This window comes from Stenotrophomonas africana, assembly GCF_013004645.1.
Classification (GTDB): Bacteria; Pseudomonadota; Gammaproteobacteria; order Xanthomonadales; family Xanthomonadaceae; genus Stenotrophomonas; species Stenotrophomonas africana.
Window position 1 is genome coordinate 340,677 of the sequence record NZ_JABEME010000003.1, and the last position, 15,504, is coordinate 356,180.

General features: G+C 67.8%; 16 protein-coding genes. 2 read left to right on the top strand and 14 right to left on the bottom strand.

Annotated features, from left to right (window positions below):
• Positions 1–100: 100 nt before the first annotated feature.
• The 14 genes from HLA98_RS08000 to HLA98_RS08065 form a co-directional block, all read right to left on the bottom strand.
• The gene (locus HLA98_RS08000; RefSeq protein WP_057499676.1) at positions 101–1,294 is read right to left on the bottom strand and encodes a substrate-binding domain-containing protein; all 1,194 of its coding nucleotides are present in this window, start codon (positions 1,292–1,294) and stop codon (positions 101–103) included.
• A 387-nt stretch (positions 1,295–1,681) separates the two neighbouring features.
• Entirely contained in the window at positions 1,682–2,881 is a 1,200-nt protein-coding gene (gspF, locus tag HLA98_RS08005) for a type II secretion system inner membrane protein GspF (protein WP_057499675.1), read from the bottom strand.
• A 7-nt stretch (positions 2,882–2,888) separates the two neighbouring features.
• Positions 2,889–4,322 (bottom strand): type II secretion system ATPase GspE, encoded by a 1,434-nt coding sequence (gene gspE, locus HLA98_RS08010; RefSeq protein WP_080392827.1) that lies wholly within the window; start codon positions 4,320–4,322, stop codon positions 2,889–2,891.
• The gene (gene gspD / locus HLA98_RS08015) at positions 4,319–6,700 is read right to left on the bottom strand and encodes a type II secretion system secretin GspD (RefSeq protein ID WP_057499674.1); all 2,382 of its coding nucleotides are present in this window, start codon (positions 6,698–6,700) and stop codon (positions 4,319–4,321) included. Before gspD ends, gspE begins: the two co-directional genes overlap by 4 nt.
• Positions 6,697–7,224: a type II secretion system protein M gene (locus HLA98_RS08020; protein WP_057499673.1), complete on the bottom strand. Its 528-nt coding sequence runs from the start codon at positions 7,222–7,224 to the stop codon at positions 6,697–6,699. Before HLA98_RS08020 ends, gspD begins: the two co-directional genes overlap by 4 nt.
• Positions 7,221–8,384: a type II secretion system protein GspL gene (gene gspL / locus HLA98_RS08025; RefSeq protein WP_057499672.1), complete on the bottom strand. Its 1,164-nt coding sequence runs from the start codon at positions 8,382–8,384 to the stop codon at positions 7,221–7,223. Before gspL ends, HLA98_RS08020 begins: the two co-directional genes overlap by 4 nt.
• Positions 8,381–9,286, bottom strand: a complete 906-nt coding sequence (gene gspK / locus HLA98_RS08030) for a type II secretion system minor pseudopilin GspK (RefSeq protein WP_057499671.1) — start codon at positions 9,284–9,286, stop codon at positions 8,381–8,383. Before gspK ends, gspL begins: the two co-directional genes overlap by 4 nt.
• A 9-nt stretch (positions 9,287–9,295) precedes the next feature.
• A complete protein-coding gene (gene gspG, locus HLA98_RS08035; protein ID WP_057499670.1) occupies positions 9,296–9,733 on the bottom strand; it encodes a type II secretion system major pseudopilin GspG in 438 nt (145 codons plus the stop codon).
• A 57-nt stretch (positions 9,734–9,790) separates the two neighbouring features.
• Positions 9,791–10,351 (bottom strand): hypothetical protein, encoded by a 561-nt coding sequence (locus HLA98_RS08040; protein WP_236495800.1) that lies wholly within the window; start codon positions 10,349–10,351, stop codon positions 9,791–9,793.
• 144 nt (positions 10,352–10,495) lie between these two features.
• On the bottom strand, positions 10,496–11,047 hold the full coding sequence (locus HLA98_RS08045) for a hypothetical protein (protein WP_057499668.1): 552 nt from the start codon (positions 11,045–11,047) through the stop codon (positions 10,496–10,498).
• Between the two features lie 58 nt (positions 11,048–11,105).
• Entirely contained in the window at positions 11,106–12,086 is a 981-nt protein-coding gene (locus tag HLA98_RS08050) for a FecR family protein (RefSeq protein ID WP_057499667.1), read from the bottom strand.
• Positions 12,087–12,155: 69 nt separating this feature from the next.
• Positions 12,156–12,686: an RNA polymerase sigma factor gene (locus tag HLA98_RS08055; protein ID WP_019337777.1), complete on the bottom strand. Its 531-nt coding sequence runs from the start codon at positions 12,684–12,686 to the stop codon at positions 12,156–12,158.
• A gap of 16 nt (positions 12,687–12,702) precedes the next feature.
• On the bottom strand, positions 12,703–13,383 hold the full coding sequence (locus HLA98_RS08060) for an STN domain-containing protein (protein ID WP_057499666.1): 681 nt from the start codon (positions 13,381–13,383) through the stop codon (positions 12,703–12,705).
• Positions 13,384–13,834: 451 nt separating this feature from the next.
• Positions 13,835–14,299, bottom strand: coding sequence for an Lrp/AsnC family transcriptional regulator (locus HLA98_RS08065; protein ID WP_005413654.1), 465 nt, complete (start codon positions 14,297–14,299; stop codon positions 13,835–13,837).
• 127 nt (positions 14,300–14,426) lie between these two features.
• Between HLA98_RS08065 and HLA98_RS08070 the strand changes: the two genes are divergently transcribed.
• Together HLA98_RS08070 and HLA98_RS08075 are read left to right on the top strand one after the other, a co-directional pair.
• Positions 14,427–15,158: an AzlC family ABC transporter permease gene (locus HLA98_RS08070; protein ID WP_057499665.1), complete on the top strand. Its 732-nt coding sequence runs from the start codon at positions 14,427–14,429 to the stop codon at positions 15,156–15,158.
• Positions 15,155–15,469: a branched-chain amino acid transport AzlD family protein gene (locus tag HLA98_RS08075; RefSeq protein WP_049447635.1), complete on the top strand. Its 315-nt coding sequence runs from the start codon at positions 15,155–15,157 to the stop codon at positions 15,467–15,469. The genes HLA98_RS08070 and HLA98_RS08075 overlap by 4 nt, the downstream gene beginning before the upstream one ends.
• Positions 15,470–15,504 lie beyond the last annotated feature (35 nt).

Genomic DNA, 15,504 nt, shown 5'->3' on the forward strand with positions numbered 1-15,504 from the left:
CGACAGGCGCATCACTGTCATGCAGCGGACATACGCAGAAGGCGCCGGCATTGCTGCCGGCGCCCTTGTGCGTCTCCTGCAACTACAGAAGCAATTGCAGTTACAGCGGACGGCCGATGCCCGAGCAGGTGCTCGGATTGTTCACCGCACCAGCGTTGGTGGCGGTGGCGAAGCGAGCACGGACCGCATCGCGCCAGGCCTTGGTCAGCGGGATGAACTTGTGCGCGCGGATGGCGGCGTCGTTCGGGCCCTGCTCGACACCGTTGACCACGGTGCTGCCGTAATGGCGGGTCAGGAAGCCGCGCACGTTGGCGCCCACGGTGGCGTTCTTGTAGCACTGGCCGAACACGAAGTTGGTGTAGCCAGCGATCGGATAGCCCGCGCTCGGGTTGCCGAACACCGGCACCCAGTTCGCCGGGTTCTCGGCAGCGGCACCGGTCGGCGGCGCAGCGGTTTCCAGCGTGGCCTGCACGCTCACTTCATCCGGCGAGAAGCCCTTGACCTTGGCGACCTTGGTGGCATCGGTCAGGCTCGGGATGACGTCCGGGCCGACGTAGCCGACGCGGCCGTCAACGGCATAGACAGCGTTGTACAGCGCGGTGCCGCCGGTGGCCGGGGCAGCGACGAAGTTCGACGGCACACTGGTGAACAGGTTGGCGAAGGTCGACTGCACCGAGAACGCCGGCACCCCGTTGGCCAGCTTCAGGTTGGTGCCCGACACGTCAGCCGGCTGGCAGGCGCTGGTCAGGAAGCGGGTCAGCAGTTCGCTGGTGCCGCTGCTCTCGCCACGGTAGACAACCTGGATGGCACCGGTACGGCCCAGGCCTGCCAGCTGGCTCCAGTCGTTGATCTTGCCGGAGAAGATGCCGCAGATCTGGGTCACCGACAGGTCAACGGCCGAACCGGCCTTGTTGAACGGAATCGTGACCGAGGTGGCCACCGACGGGATCTGCACCAGCGCGCCGTAGCGGTTTGCATCGCCGGACACGTTGTAGGTGCTGTTGTAGGTGTTCAGCTCGGTGCTGCTCAGCACCGAATCGCTACCGGCGAAGTGCACGGTACCGGTGGTGGAGAACAACGCCGAGTTGTTTTCCAGGAAGGCCTTCTTGCCGGTACCCGAGCCGGTCACGGCGTAGCTGAAGTTGGCCGGCAGGATGCTGTCGGCCGAACCCTTGTAGAGGTCGGCCGGCAGCGAGGCGCCGCCACCGGTGACGGCAGTCTGCGCCGAAGCGGCACCGGCGGTGGCCAGCAGCGCGGTGGCAACCAGCGCGGCCAGGGTCTTGTACTTGTTCATGATCTTCTCCTGAAGGGTTTACTGCGAAGGGAAACACCAAGGGAGGAACGGTCACTACACGCCTGCTGCCGCCGAGGGCCTCCCAGCCCACTCTGCGGCGACGTGTCCATGCTGGTCCGCGCCGATGACAGGCCGCTTAAGAAACCTGTGGAAGATCGAAAAAAGGTGTGGAGGATTGTGTGGAGAATCGGCCCATGCCCCATTACAACGACGCCGCTCGATCGACTGGTGAAATCGACTGGGTGGAATCGACCGGATGGAATCGACTGGATGGAACCGACTGGGTAGAGTCGACTGTTAGTCGACTGCTTATCACACGCAGTAGCCGCACGCGCTCCGCGCGCTAGTCGACTGACAGTCGATTCCGCCCGTGATGTGCGTTGCGCATCACTGCACCAACTGGTTCATTTCCATGATCGGCATCAGCACGGCCAGCACGATCGTCAGCACCACGCCGCCCATCACCAGGATCATGGTCGGTTCCAGCAGCGCGGTGAGTGCCATTGCGCGACGCTCGATCTCGCGCGAGATGGTCTGTGCGGCGCGATCCAGCAGCGGTGCCAGCGAACCGGTCTTCTCGCCGCTGGCCACCAGATGCACCAGGATCGGCGGATACACCTTCTGCACCTTCAGCGCAGAGCCAAGCGCGGCACCTTCGCGCACGCGCGCAGATACGTCATCGGCACAGCGCGCCAGCAACGCATTGCCCAGGGTCTGCCGCGCAGCTTCAAGCGCACGCAGCAGCGGTACGCCGGCATCCAGCAGGATCGCCAGTGTCGAGGCGAAGCGAGCACTGTTCACACCCAGCACGAAACGACCGATCATCGGCACCCGCAGCAGCATCGCGTCCCAGCGCAGGCGCAGCTCGGGCCTGCGCAGAACCAACCGCCAAGCCACCACCAAAGCAGTGACGCCCAGCCCCACCCACACGCCCCAGCTGCGCACGAACGCGCTGGCGGCCAGCATCACCTTGGTCAACATCGGTAGCGTCTGCCGCGCCTGCACGAACGCGGTCACCACCTGCGGCACCACGTAGCTGAGCAGAAAGATCACGATCGCCACTGACACCAGGCTGATCGCCGCCGGATAGATGAAGGCGGTCAGCACCTTGGCCTGCAGCGCATTGCGCTCTTCGATGTAGTCCGCCAGGCGTTCCATCACCCGTGCGAGGTCACCGGAGTCTTCACCTGCACCCACCAGTGCCCGATAGATCGGTGGAAAGTCGCGCGGGCGCGCGGCCAGCGCCACGGTCAGGCGCTGGCCAGCGCGCACGTCGGCGCGTACCGCGGTGAGTGCCTGGGCCACGTGCGGACGTTCTGCCTGTTCAATCACCGCACTCAATGCACTTTCCAACGGCAGGCTGGCGGCCAGCAGACTGGCCAGCTGCCGAGTAGCCCAGGCCAGCTCGCTGGCAGACAGCCGGCGGGCGCCCCAGCCATTGCCCGCAGTGCGCGCCGCACTGACCTGCACCGGTGTCAGCCCACGACCGCGCAGCAACTGGCGCGCACCGCGCGGGCTGTCGGCATCCAATTGGCCCTTCTCGATGCGGCCCTGCGCATTGGCAGCCTGGTAGTCGAACAGTGCCATGCAGGCCTCAATCGTCGCCGGTGACGCGCAGGATCTCTTCCAGCGTGGTCACCCCGCTGTCGACCCAGCGCTGGCCATCCTGCCGCAACGTCCGCATGCCGGCGCGCCGTGCTGCCTCGCGCAGCGCGGGCTCACCCCGCCCTTCATGGATCAACGCGCGCACGCGGTCGTCGACCACGAACAGCTCATGGATGCCGGTGCGTCCGCGATAGCCGCTGTGGGCGCAGGCCGCGCAGCCCACCGCACGCCATACGGTGCGGCCCTCGCCATCCACCTCGGCGCGCCGGCAGTGCGTGCATAGCCGCCGCACCAGACGCTGCGCCAGCACGCCGCGCAACGAGGACGCCAGCAGAAAAGGCTCCACACCCATATCGGCCAAGCGGGTCACCGCCGAGATCGCATCGTTGGTGTGCAGCGAGGCCAGCACGCCATGCCCGGTCAGCGACGACTGCACGGCGATCTGCGCGGTTTCCAGGTCGCGGATCTCACCGATCATGATGGTGTCCGGGTCCTGGCGCAGGATCGCGCGCAATGCCGTGCCGAAGCTCATGCCGATGCGCGCGTTGACCTGGATCTGGCCGATGCCGGCGAAGTCGTACTCCACCGGGTCTTCCACGGTGAGGATGTTGCTGGTGGTGCTGTCGAGCTGGCCCAGCGCGGCGTACAGCGAGGTGGTTTTGCCGCTGCCGGTCGGGCCGGTGACCAGCACGATGCCATGCGGCTGCCGGATCAATCCGGTGAACGTGGCCAGGGTGTCATCGGCCATGCCGAGGCGCTGCAGCTGCAGCCGGCCGGCGTCCTTTTCCAACAATCGCAGCACGGCGCGTTCGCCATGCCCGGTCGGCACCGTGGAGACACGGATATCCAGCGGACGCCCGCCCACGCGGATCGCGATGCGCCCGTCCTGTGGCAGGCGCTTTTCGGCAATATCCAGGTGCGCCATGATCTTGATGCGTGACACCAGCGCCGCGTGCAGTGCGCGCCGTGGCTGCACCATGTCGCGCAGGGTGCCGTCCACGCGGTAGCGCACCACCGAATGGGTCTCGAACGGTTCGATGTGCAGATCGCTGGCGCCATCGCGTGCAGCCTGTGCCAGCAACGCATTGATCATGCGGATCACCGGCGCATCGTCCTGCGCATCCAGCAGATCGGTGACTTCCGGCATGTCCTGCATCAACCGGTCCAGATCGACTTCGCTTTCAGCGGCACCGACCACGGCAGCGGCATCACCGCCATCACGGTACTGCTCACCCAACCGCTGCTGCCAGGTCGCCGCATCCAGCGCCTGGAACGGCAGCGGACCATGCCGGCGGCGCAGTTCGGCCACGGCCCACGCCGCGGTGTCGGCGGTGCCCAGCAACACGGGCTCGCCGCCCGCCTCGGACAGCATCACACCATGGCTGCGCACCCAGGCGTACGGCAGCGGCGCGGCGGCGCTCACGGCCCGATCACCAGTTCCGGCGTGTAGCCCAGTCCGCGCAGCTGCTGCAGCGCCGGGTCCAGCGTCGCCGGATCGCGCGGCAATCGCACGCGCAGGCGCTGCCCGTTCTCGCCCGGCGTCGCTTCGGCATAGGCCTGCAGGCCCAGTGCCCGCACCTGTGCCACGCCCTGGCTTGCACGCGCCGGGTCCAGCCCCTGTGCGAACTGCACCAGCTGGGCATCGCCCTCTCCGGCCGGATACAACGCCGCCAGGCTGGTGTTCTGCAGTGGCTGGCCCTGGCCATCGCGCGCATTGCCCTGGCCGAGTACAGACAGGTCCTGCGGCGGCAGCTGCGGTGCGGACAGGGCCGGCAATGCCCAGCTCTGGACCGGCTGCGCGCTGGCCTGCGCGTTGCGCATGTAGTCGTAGCGGTCGCGGGTCAGGCGCTGGCCGGCGGCCGGGTCACGCACCACGTGCGGGCGCAGGAAGACCATCAGGTTGGTCTTGGCGCGCTTGCGCGTGTCGCTGCGGAACAATGCGCCCAGCACCGGGATCCTGCCCAGCCCCGGCACCGCATCACGGCCATGACTGACGCTGTCTTCCAGCAGGCCGCCGAGCACCATGATCTGGCCATCGTCCAGCAGCACGCTGGTATCCAGCGCACGCTTGTTGGTGATGATGCCGGCCGTGCTGCTGGCACTCTGCGCGTCGATGCTGCTGACTTCCTGGTAGATGTCCAGCTTCACCGTGCCGCCCTCGGAAATCTGCGGGCGCACCCGCAGCTTCAGGCCCACGTCCTCGCGCACGATGGTCTGGAACGGGTTGTTGCTGCCGCCACCACCGTCGGTCACGTAGCGGCCGCTGACGAACGGCACGGTCTGGCCGACCATGATGCTGGCCGCTTCGTTGTCCAGCGTCATCAGGTTCGGCGTGGACAGGATGTTGGCGCCGCCCTTGCTCTGCAGCGCATTGGCCAGCGCTTTCATGTTGAGGATCTGGCCGACACCGGGCAGGTTGATGGTGCCGTCGATCACGCCGATCTTCAGGCCATCCTTGGGCAGCACGTCCAGCGTGGTGCGCGCACCGTTGTTGAGCCCGCTGCCGCCGGTGGCGCCACCAAAGTGGGTGCCGCCAAAGGTGCGGCCATTGCCCAGCATCCATTGCACGCCCAGCTCGGCCGCGTCGGTCTGGTTGACCTCCACGATCAGGCTTTCCACCAGCACCTGCGCACGGCGTTGGTCGAGCTGGTCGATCACACGCCGCAGGTTGCGGTACACCGGCTCCGGTGCCGAGATCAGCAGCGTGTTGGTGGCCACGTCCGCCTGCACGGAGATGCCGTTCTGGCTGAAGCCGGTGCTTCCCGCATCGATCGGGTCACGCCGGCTCGGGTCGAGCCGCTGCGATTCCAGCGCATTGCCTCCGGTCTTGGCCTGCTGCGGTTGCGACGGCTGCGCGGGCGTGGAACGGTTGGCGTCACCCGGCAGTGGTGTGATGCCTTCATTGCTGCCCATCGCGGGTGCATCGCTCTGCCCGGCCACCACGCCACGCAGCACACCGGCCAGCTGGTTGGCCTGCGCATTGCGCAGGTAGACCACATGCAGGTTGCCGGACTCGTCCTGGGCACGGTCCAGCTTTTCCACCAGCTGCCGTGCCAGACGGGTGCGGCCGGGGCTGCTGGAACGCAGCAGCACGCTGTTGCTGCGCGGGTCGGCCATCACCACCACCTTCTGGGTGGGCTCGGCACCCTGCGCATCCAGCAGCGGCGCGACCATCGCCGCTACGTCAACGGCAATGCCCTGCTGCAGCTTCACCACGTCGGTGTCCATGCCAGCCGGTGTATCGACGCTGGCGATCACCTGCGCGATGCGCTCCAGGTTGTCGGCGTAGTCGGTGATCACCAGGGTGTTGTTGCCAGGATTGGCGGTGATCGGATTGTCCGGACTGATCATCGGCCGCAGCACTGCTACCAGCGCGGCCGCGTTCTCGTAGCGCAGTGCGAAGGTGCGCGTGGCGACCTCGCCCCCTGCACCACCGCTACCGACCCGGCCACCGAGCAGCTTGGCATCGGCCTGCGGCACCACCCGGCTCACGCCGCCGTTCTCGACCACCGCGAAGCCACGCATGCGCAGTGCGCCGAGCAGCAACTGGTAGGCCTGGGTCCGGCTGACCGGGCCGTCGGAAACCACGGTCATCTTGCCGCTCACCCGCGGATCGACCAGGAACTGGCGCCCGGTGAAGCGTGCCGCCATGCGCAGCACGCCGCCGATATCGGTATCCACCAGGTTCAACTGCACCGGCTCATCGCGGGCGTCCTGCGCCATCACCGGCGCCGGCACGTGGGCCATGCACACGATCAAGGCCAACGCACTACTGCAGGCAAGGTTGCGCGTCGCCCTCATGGATGGGCACCCGCGTTGAGCGCCATCACGATGTTTCCGGAAATCCGTGCCGCCGGCATGTTCGCATCCCCTGTGCGTGTCAGTTGCAGCTGCTGCAGTTCGATGGCCGGATCGGCCAGCACGGGCAGCAGCCAGTTCCACAGCGCGTCAGCGGGCACCGCCTGCACCTGCAGGTGCCAACGCCCGCCGCGCGCTTCGATGTGCAGTCCGTCGGCGAGGCCGGCCGACATGATTCCGTTACGCAGCCTGGCCGTCGTCGGGCGCTGCCCCTGGGTCTGCTGCTGGCGCTCGCGTGCGTGCAGAAGGGGTGCCAGTACACGCGCCTGCGCCTGCAGCCGCGGCAGCTCGGCCTGCCAGTGCGTGCGCTGCTTCAGCAGTGGCTCCAGCCACAACATCCACAGGCCCGCCGCCAGCAGCGCCACCACCATCACCCACAGCATCAGCCGGTCGCGCGGCGGCAGGCGTTGCCAGCGCTGCTGCAGGCCCGCCAGTTGCCCGCCCAGCCGCAAGGTACGGGTCGTCACTGTCCCGCTCCGCGAACCCGCAGGCGTCCACCCGCTTCGCGCGCCAACAGCAAGCCCTGCGCCTGCAGCGCCTGCTGCCAGTGCTCAAGCCGCTGTGGATCATCGGCCAATGCCTGGGCGTCGGCATCCAGCTCCATGTCCAGTTGCCCGGGTTGGTAATGCAGGCTGCGCACTTGTCCCGCCAGCTCCGGAACCGCCTGCAGCGTGCCGGCCACCTGACGCTGCAGCGGCGGCAACGGCGGCGCCGGCGGTGGCACTGCAAGTGCTCGCCTTGCCTGCAACACCGGGTCCACCACATCGGTGATCTCCGGGAAGCGCGCGCTGAACTGCCGTGCCATGTCCTGCTGCAGCGCTTCACCCTCGATCCGCCAACGCGAGACCTGCAGCTGCAGGCCGAGTGCAGCCAGCAGCACTGCCGCCAATGCCAGTCCGATCGCAAGCCGCGGCGTTTTCTGGCCCGTGCCGGGCAGCGGCAATGACCAGCCTGGCAGGGGGCCACAGACCTGCCGTTCATGCGTGACGGCGGTGGCCGGCAGGCTGTCCGGCCACGCCGGCGGCACGCTGTCGATCCATTGCACGGCCTGCACGCCGGCCTGTTGCAAGCGCACGGCCAGCGCCTGCATCACCGCACAGGCGTCACGTCCGCCACACCATTGGACGAAACCCCGATCGCGCCCGCTGCGTACCAAGAGGTGCTCGCCGCTGATCTGCAGCGTGGCATGGCCGTCCTGCCAGGGCAGCAGCAGCGGCGTCGGATACAGTGCCTGCAGCCGCAGTGCACACGAAGCCAGCAACTGCTGCGCCTGCAGAAGCGCCTGCTGGCCCAGCCAGGTCACAGGAACCGTGCCGTCCGCCGCCTGAGCGCCATGGGCCAGCGCCACCTCCTGCAGGTCATCCAGCAGCATCGCCTCCACCTCGCCCTGCAACGCCGACTGCAGGCGGCGCCCGGACAACGGCGGCAGCTGCAGTTCCAGCAGGATCAGGTCGCTCGGATCGAGGCAGGCATGCACCGCAGCCTGCGGAAGCCGCAGGCCCAGCGCCGCCAGCCTGTCGCGGCCATGAGCCAGCACCTCGCCCTTGTGCAGCTGCGCCCAGTCCAGCTCGCTGTCGCCGCGCAGACGTTCAAGCGCCGGCAGGCGCACGCGAAGCTGCACGTTCATGCGCCGATCCTCGTCCATACGCGCTGCACACGCACGCCATCGTCGCGGTACTCGCGCCAGAGCAGCGCGCGAAAATCAACCGCGCTGCCGTCAGCCTGCACCTGGCCGACGGCCAGGAACCACTCGCTATGGATACCCAGGGGAAGCACGGCCATCTGTTCATTGCTCAGTTGGAGTCGGTTGGCGATGTCGCCGCGATTGAGCAACCAATGGCCAGCGTCGCGCTCACCGAGCAACGCCTGCAGCCGTGCGGGCTCGACCGCAGGCGTCACCGCCTGCAGAACGTTCAGGTCGCTGGTGTTGGCATTGACCAGGGTCTGCGCCGGCAAAACCACGGTGCGCCGCGCCAGCGCCTGCAACGCCACCGGATCGACACCCGGCAGCGCCTGTTCGATCAGTGATTCGCGCGGCAGCGGTGCCTGGGCCTGGATGTCGCCGTCGCGCAGGCGCGCCTGGATGTGGTCCGCTGCCGACGCGCAGGCACCTTGGCCCAGTCCCTGCCCGGCACACAGCGCGATGAACGCGTGCCGTGCCACAGGATCCGGCCTGCCATGTGCCAGCAGATTGCGCAGGTTGAACATCGACTGCGCATCCACAAGCTGCAGCTGCACCGGCAACGGTGCCTGCAGTTCCAACGGGCGCGCCCAGCGCCCGCTGCGCACCGTGGTCAGCTGTTCCTTTACATCCTCACGCAGCTGCTGCGCCGCACGCTCCAGCGTGGCGTCCACGGCCATGCGTACCTGCGCGCGCAGCTGGTCGCCGCGCAGCGCACGCAGCTGCGCCGACTGCCGGGTCAGCAGCGCGGTGGCAATCACAGCCACCAACGCCACCACCAACAGCGCGACGATCACCGCCATGCCACGCTGGCGGATGCACGAGACCGAACGCCTCCGGGCTGCCATCAGCGCGCCTCACAGCTGCCAGGAGCCGATATCCGCATTCCCGGCGTCGCCACCGGGCTTGCTGTCCGCTCCCAGCGAGAACACATCAATGTCGCCGTGGGTTCCGGGTACCTGGTACTGGTACGGATGGCCCCACGGATCATTCGGCAGGCGATCCAGATACGGCGTCACCGGCAATCCACCGCTGCCCTGCGGCGGCTTCACCAGCGCCTGCAGGCCCTGCTCGGCACTGGGATAGCGACCGTTGTCCAGCTTGAACAGTTTCAATGCCTGCATCAATGCAGCGATGTCCTGGCGTGCCGCGACCACGCGCGCCTGGTCAGGACGGTCCATCAGACGCGGCACGATCAATGCGGCGAGGATGCCGATGATCACGACTACCACCATGATTTCGATCAGGCTGAAACCCTGCTGCCGAGCTTTGCGACCACGAACCTGCCTTGCCATTGTTCCGCCCTCGTCATCCTGGAAGAGACCGCTGCACCATGGTCAGCGGTGCATGTGTCAGTACGATAAACATCCGCCGGCAATTCGCTGCGCGTGTGCCTGCGCTGGCGCCGTGCGTGCAGCCGGTGCACATGCCGCCTCGAACAGGTGCCGCGGCACCCTTGCCAGCGTTTCGTCGATGCAGCCGCGCAGCAACGGGTGCGCGCAGGCCTGCAGCAGGCGCACGCACTGCATCGGCGACCACGCTGTCCCATGATCGAGGCCGATGAACATCCGATAGGCCTGGTGATAGCGCAGGTCGTCGTACACCCGCTGGGCACTGCTCAGATCGCGCACGACCAGCAGCAGGGCCGCGCGCTGCAGCAGCCGCGCGTCGCCTGCATCAAGCGGCAGCGGGCTCATGGCCGTTTCGGGCCAGGGCCGCAGCTGCAGGTCGAGGGCGCTTCGCAGCGCCATCAGTGGGTGCGCGCTACCATCCAGTGCCGCCCAACGCGCCGCATCCGCCCACGCGTCACTGGACAGTACCCATACCCAGGAGTGTCCATAGCGCTGCACGTTCAATGGCGCATGTCGTGCCTGCTCCAGTGACTGGCTCAGGTGACGATCCAGCTCCAGCATGCTGATCCTGCGACTGTCTGCCATCGGCGCCGCCCGTGTTCCGCGACGCGTGGTGCGCCGTACTCTGGAGAAGACGTCAGCACGGCAGGTGAAGCGACAGCGCGCATGCAGCTCTGTGCGCTGCGTGGCGCTTCATCAGCAACGTCATCGCAGCGTCATTCGCCTGCAGGCTTCGCGCTCCAGTCGCGGTGCTTCACCACCACAACGACGTGCCAGTACCGCTACGTCGCTGCGCGCGGCGAACGCGACCAGTGCGTCGGTCATGTCCACGTCATCACACCATGACGCCATCGCGATGCGCAACGCGGGCAGCTGCCAGCCGTCCATCACGCCATGGCTACCCGCCACGAACCAATGCCACAGCCGATGGTGCAGCACCTGCTCGTGCAGCTGCGCCAGATCGTCAATGCCATGCACCCCCGTCAACAGCAGAGCGCGCGCGAGGACCGCGGGTGACAACGCCCCGGCTTCAGACAGCGGAAGCGCCTGCTGCTGCAGGCGCAGCAGCATCGCCAGCGGGTGCGACTGCGGATCGAAATCCAGCAGCACCGCCTGTTGCTGCCACTGCGCATCGGACACCACGCACACCCACGGCGAGCCATAGCGATGCACCATCAATGGCCGTCGCTGCGTGGTTTCCAGCAGCGCCGACAGATTGCGACGCAGATCCAGCACACCGATGGTCTCGTTGCGCATCCTTGGCCTCTCCTCGCTTGCAACAGCCCTGCGCGGCGCGCAGGGCCAGCGTCTTCACCTATCCAAGGACGGCAATGCCACCCGGAAAGCGACGCAGATCCAGCGACATCGTCAGTCGCAGCTGCTCCAGTGCCGCGTCTGGATCATCAATACGGAAGCGACCGCTGACCGGCGCGCGCGCCAACGCCGATTCTCCCAGCAGCACCTTGCCGCGGCGGTAGCGGTTGATCTCGTCCACCACCTCGCGCAGCGGTGCGCGGCGGAACACCAGCATGCCTTCGGTCCAGGCGCTCACCTCAGAAGCCACGGCTTCGGCCACCAGGCCACTGAGGCGCTCGTCGTACTGGGTCTGCTGACCTGCCTGTAGCCGCAGCCGGCCCTGCGGATGCTCGATGCGGGCGCTGCCCTGCAGGCAGGTCACCCGTACCTGGCCGTGGGTGTTGCGCACATCCAGGCGCACCGCGCCTTCATCGGCAATCACGCAACCCGGGCCCGCGAACAGCGCCAGGCGCAGGCCAGCCCCGGTTTCGATCGCGGCCTGGCCCTGCACCAGCTCGAAGCCTTCGCCCTGCGCGTCCGCGCGGCGGCGCAGGCTGCTCTGCGTATCCAGTTCGATCTTCAGCTGCGGCAAGGGCGCGATCTGCAGCCGTTCACCGGTGCCGGTGTGGAAATCGGCCGTCATCGCCGTCACCGAGGGCCACAATCCCAGCGGCGGGCGGATCGCCGCCACCACCACCAGGCTGGCCGGGGCGGCAATCGCCGCGCCCAGGAAGGCGCGCCGGCTCCAGCGCTGGGCCGGCGTCGGCGCCACCGGTTGGCGCGCGGCGGCGGGCAGCTGCTCGCCGGCCAGCCGTACCTGCTCCCATTGCCGGCGCGCACGGCCAAACGCTTCGCGATGGCGCGGGTCAGCCTCACACCAGGTACGGAACCTGCGCCCGTCGGCGGCGGTCGCCTCGCCCGAGGTCAGCCGCACCACCCACGCGTGCGCCTGACGCTCGACGGCATCCAGCGGGCGTTGCGGGCGATCGTCAGGATCCATGGGGGCTCATGCCGCTCCCGCACGCTGCGGGGTTCTGCTCGGCGTCAAAGTGTAGACGGATGCCGCCGTTCAGAACCGCACCTGGCGCCCCTGCCCGCTGCGCTCGGCCAGATAGTCCTGGGCCGCCTTCAGCTCACGCTGCACCAGCCGCAGCGACACGCCAAGGTGATCGGCGACGTCCCGCTGCTGCAGGCCATCGACGCGGATCGCCAGCAGGATGCGGCGACGGCGCTCGGGCATGCGCTGCAGGAGGCCGACCATGTCTTCCAACGCGAAGTCCAGTTCGGCCGCCTGCGCCGGGCCGGGTGCAGGGTCGGCCATGTCCATCAGCGTATCCACCTCCTCCAGGCTCAGCAGGCGGTGGTCTGCACGTTGGCGGTCGATCACGGTATTCATCGCCATGCGCAGCAGGTAGGCCGCGGGGTTCTGTACGGCGTCCAGGCGATCACGTCGCGCGCTCAGGCGCATCCAGGTGTCCTGCAGCGCGTCGCCGGCCAACTCTTCCGAGCCCAGCTTGCGCACCAGCCGGCGCTTCAGCTCATCGTAGGCACCCAGAAGGTGGTCCATCAGGTCAACTGCCCCAGCCGTACCGTTGCTCATGTTCGAATCCTTGAAGTCATGGAAGGGGCGCGCGCCGGCCGCAGTCGTGGTCGGTGCCGGAAGGTCGGATCTGCAGCGTTACCGGCTGCGGCAGTGCGGCGGCCTCCGCCGCCAGCACCAGGCCCTGCAGCGCCTGCAGCAGGCGTGCATCGCGGCGTGTGCTGCCACTGCCTGACAGCAGCTCGGGCGCATGCACCTGGCCTTCGCTGTCGACATGGAAACGCAGCGTCGCGGCATAGCGGCCGGGCGCGATCTCGGGGTCGTCACAGAACGCCGCACGCAGCCGCTGCTGCAGCCCGCCGTAGCGACGCCGACGTTCGGCCTCAGGAAGTTCCGCGCCGACACCGGGTTCGGCAGCCAAGCGCGTGCTCCGGCGCAGCACCACACGCTGCTCGCCGATCACCTCGGCCTCGATGCCAGAGTCCTGCAACAGCACCTGTAACGCAGGCAGCGGCGCCAGGCTGGCGCGCAGCGCATGGCTGCTGCGGCCTGAGGCCAGGTCGCCCGGGTACATCACCGACCACCCGCTGATGACGCTGAAGCGCTCGACCGCCTGTTCCAGCGGCAGCGCGGGGATGTCGTAGGCATGAACAGCGTCCTGCGCGGCAGTGGAAAAGGACAGCAGCAGCCATGCGACGATGGCCACCTTCCAAGTTCTGACCGCGTGGTGTCCATTCAGCCCCCTGACGTAGAACACATGACCCTCGGCAGCGACAGCAGCTGCAGTGGACGCGCGCCACGACCGGAACCCCGGCCCGCGCGCGACCCGCAAGCGGGCTCAAACCGTACCGGTGCCAGATGTCATTGCGATGACCGCCGCCACGGCTGACGCCGAGGCAGACTCCGTGGAGCCAGTCATGCATCAGGAATCAATGAACCGAGCAGATTCATCTGCGCACGGGATCCGACCCCGACAGATCGCAGGAAGCTGTCAGGCGGCGGGGCGGTATGGCCAGGCAGGACCGTTGGCGCCATGGATGGCGCCATCGAGCCCCCAAGGAAGGGTTTCGGCGTGTCCTGCCTGGCCATACCGTCCCGCCGCCCCACGGAGAATCGTTGTTGCTGTTGCTGTTGCTCCTGAGGTTGCCGGCCAGCGGCCGGCACTACCCGCAGGTGCCGGGTGCAACCCGGCCGCAACCACCCATCCCTCAAAGCGGCAACTGGGTCGTCTGCTTGATCCGCTGCATCGGAATCTCGGTCTTGGTGTTCTGCACCCCGGCGATCCGGTTCAGGTGCTGCATCTGGAACTGCCGGTAGGCATCCAGGTCGGCCACCGCCACCCGCAGCAGGAAATCGCAGTCACCGGCCATCAGATGGCATTCAAGCACTTCCGGGAATGACTTGATGCTGTTGATGAAGTGGTTGGTGGTGTCCTCGTCCTGCCCGCGCAGCCAGACCCGCACGAACACCGTGAAGCCACGGCCCACCTTGGCCTCGTTCAACAAGGCCACATAGCGGTCGATGTAGCCACCCTCCTCCAGCAACCGCACCCGGCGCAGGCAGGCCGACGGTGACAGCCCGACCAGACGGGCCAGCTCCAGGTTCTGCAGGCGGCCGTCGCGCTGCAGGGCGTCGAGGATGCGCCGATCGAGGTTGTCGAGCTGATACTGCATGGGATTTCGCCCTTGTCACTTCTGACCGCATTGAATATCAATCATCCAGAATCCAGTAGCATCAACGCAACCCGATTTCGCGATCGGACCGCTAGCATGGGCCACCCCCATCTCGTTGTGCCGTTCCATGGACGCCCGTACCACCCTCCCCCTGCCCGACGCCTGCGACACCGCGCCGCGTGCCGAATTCCTGCGCGGCCTGCGCGCCGCCGTGCCGGTGATGATCGGCTTCATTCCCTTCGCCCTGGTGCTCGGCGCGCAGGCGGCCCAGAAAGGCCTGAGCGCACTGGAAGTGCCGCTGATGACCGGCCTCAACTTCGCTGGCGGCTCGGAGTTCGCCGCCGTCGAACTGTGGACCTCGCCGCCACACATCGCCCTGATCGTGGCGATCACCGCGCTGGTCAACAGCCGCCACCTGCTGATGGGCGCCAGCCTGGCCCCGCTGCTGCAGCACCTGCCACGCCGCCGGGTGCTGCCGGCGCTGTTCTTCATGTGCGACGAAAGCTGGGCGATGGGCGTGGCCGATGCGCGCCGCCGTGCGCTCGGCTTCAGCCTGGCCTACTACCTTGGCGTGTCGGCAGGCCTGTACACGGTCTGGGTGGCCTGTACCGCGCTGGGCGCGATCGTCGGGCCGATGCTGGGCGACATCCACGCCTACGGTTTCGACATGGCCTTCCCCGCCGTGTTCCTGGTGCTGCTGCGCGGCATGTGGCAGGGCATGAAGGCGGCGCGGCCGTGGCTGGTCAGCCTGGTCGTGGCCGCCGCCACCTACCTGCTGATTCCGGGTGCCTGGTACGTAGCCAGCGGCGCATTGGCCGGCCTGGCGGCCGCCTGGCTGCTGGCGGAGGACGCAGCATGATCTTCAATGAACTGATCCACTGGACCTCGGTGCTGACCATCGTGCTGATGGCCGCCGCCACCTACCTGACCCGCATCGTCGGCTTCCTCGCGCTGCGCAACCGCACGTTGAGCAAACGCGCAGTGACGGTGATGGAGGCCGCGCCGGGCTGCGTGCTGATCTCGGTGATCGCCCCGGACTTCGTCGCCGACAAGCCGGCCGACCTGGCCGCGCTGGCCATCACCCTGCTGGCCGCCACGCGGCTGTCGATGCTGCCGACCGTGCTGATCGGCGTGGTCTCGGCGGGTGTGTTGCGCTATCTGATGGGGTAGCTACCGGTACGCCGGGCAACGCCCGGCGAACCGTA

What these genes read in the sequence shown, in the direction of transcription:
- gspG (WP_057499670.1), bottom strand. Translation starts at nt 9,733, where the DNA reads ATGGCAAGGCAGGTTCGTGGTCGCAAAGCTCGGCAGCAGGGTTTCAGC.
- gspD (WP_057499674.1), bottom strand. Translation starts at nt 6,700, where the DNA reads ATGAGGGCGACGCGCAACCTTGCCTGCAGTAGTGCGTTGGCCTTGATC.
- HLA98_RS08055 (WP_019337777.1), bottom strand. Translation starts at nt 12,686, where the DNA reads ATGAGCAACGGTACGGCTGGGGCAGTTGACCTGATGGACCACCTTCTG.
- gspF (WP_057499675.1), bottom strand. Translation starts at nt 2,881, where the DNA reads ATGGCACTGTTCGACTACCAGGCTGCCAATGCGCAGGGCCGCATCGAG.
- HLA98_RS08065 (WP_005413654.1), bottom strand. Translation starts at nt 14,299, where the DNA reads ATGCAGTATCAGCTCGACAACCTCGATCGGCGCATCCTCGACGCCCTG.
- HLA98_RS08000 (WP_057499676.1), bottom strand. Translation starts at nt 1,294, where the DNA reads ATGAACAAGTACAAGACCCTGGCCGCGCTGGTTGCCACCGCGCTGCTG.
- HLA98_RS08040 (WP_236495800.1), bottom strand. Translation starts at nt 10,351, where the DNA reads ATGCTGGAGCTGGATCGTCACCTGAGCCAGTCACTGGAGCAGGCACGA.
- gspK (WP_057499671.1), bottom strand. Translation starts at nt 9,286, where the DNA reads ATGGCAGCCCGGAGGCGTTCGGTCTCGTGCATCCGCCAGCGTGGCATG.
- HLA98_RS08045 (WP_057499668.1), bottom strand. Translation starts at nt 11,047, where the DNA reads ATGCGCAACGAGACCATCGGTGTGCTGGATCTGCGTCGCAATCTGTCG.
- HLA98_RS08070 (WP_057499665.1), top strand. Translation starts at nt 14,427, where the DNA reads ATGGACGCCCGTACCACCCTCCCCCTGCCCGACGCCTGCGACACCGCG.
- HLA98_RS08075 (WP_049447635.1), top strand. Translation starts at nt 15,155, where the DNA reads ATGATCTTCAATGAACTGATCCACTGGACCTCGGTGCTGACCATCGTG.
- HLA98_RS08050 (WP_057499667.1), bottom strand. Translation starts at nt 12,086, where the DNA reads ATGGATCCTGACGATCGCCCGCAACGCCCGCTGGATGCCGTCGAGCGT.
- gspL (WP_057499672.1), bottom strand. Translation starts at nt 8,384, where the DNA reads ATGAACGTGCAGCTTCGCGTGCGCCTGCCGGCGCTTGAACGTCTGCGC.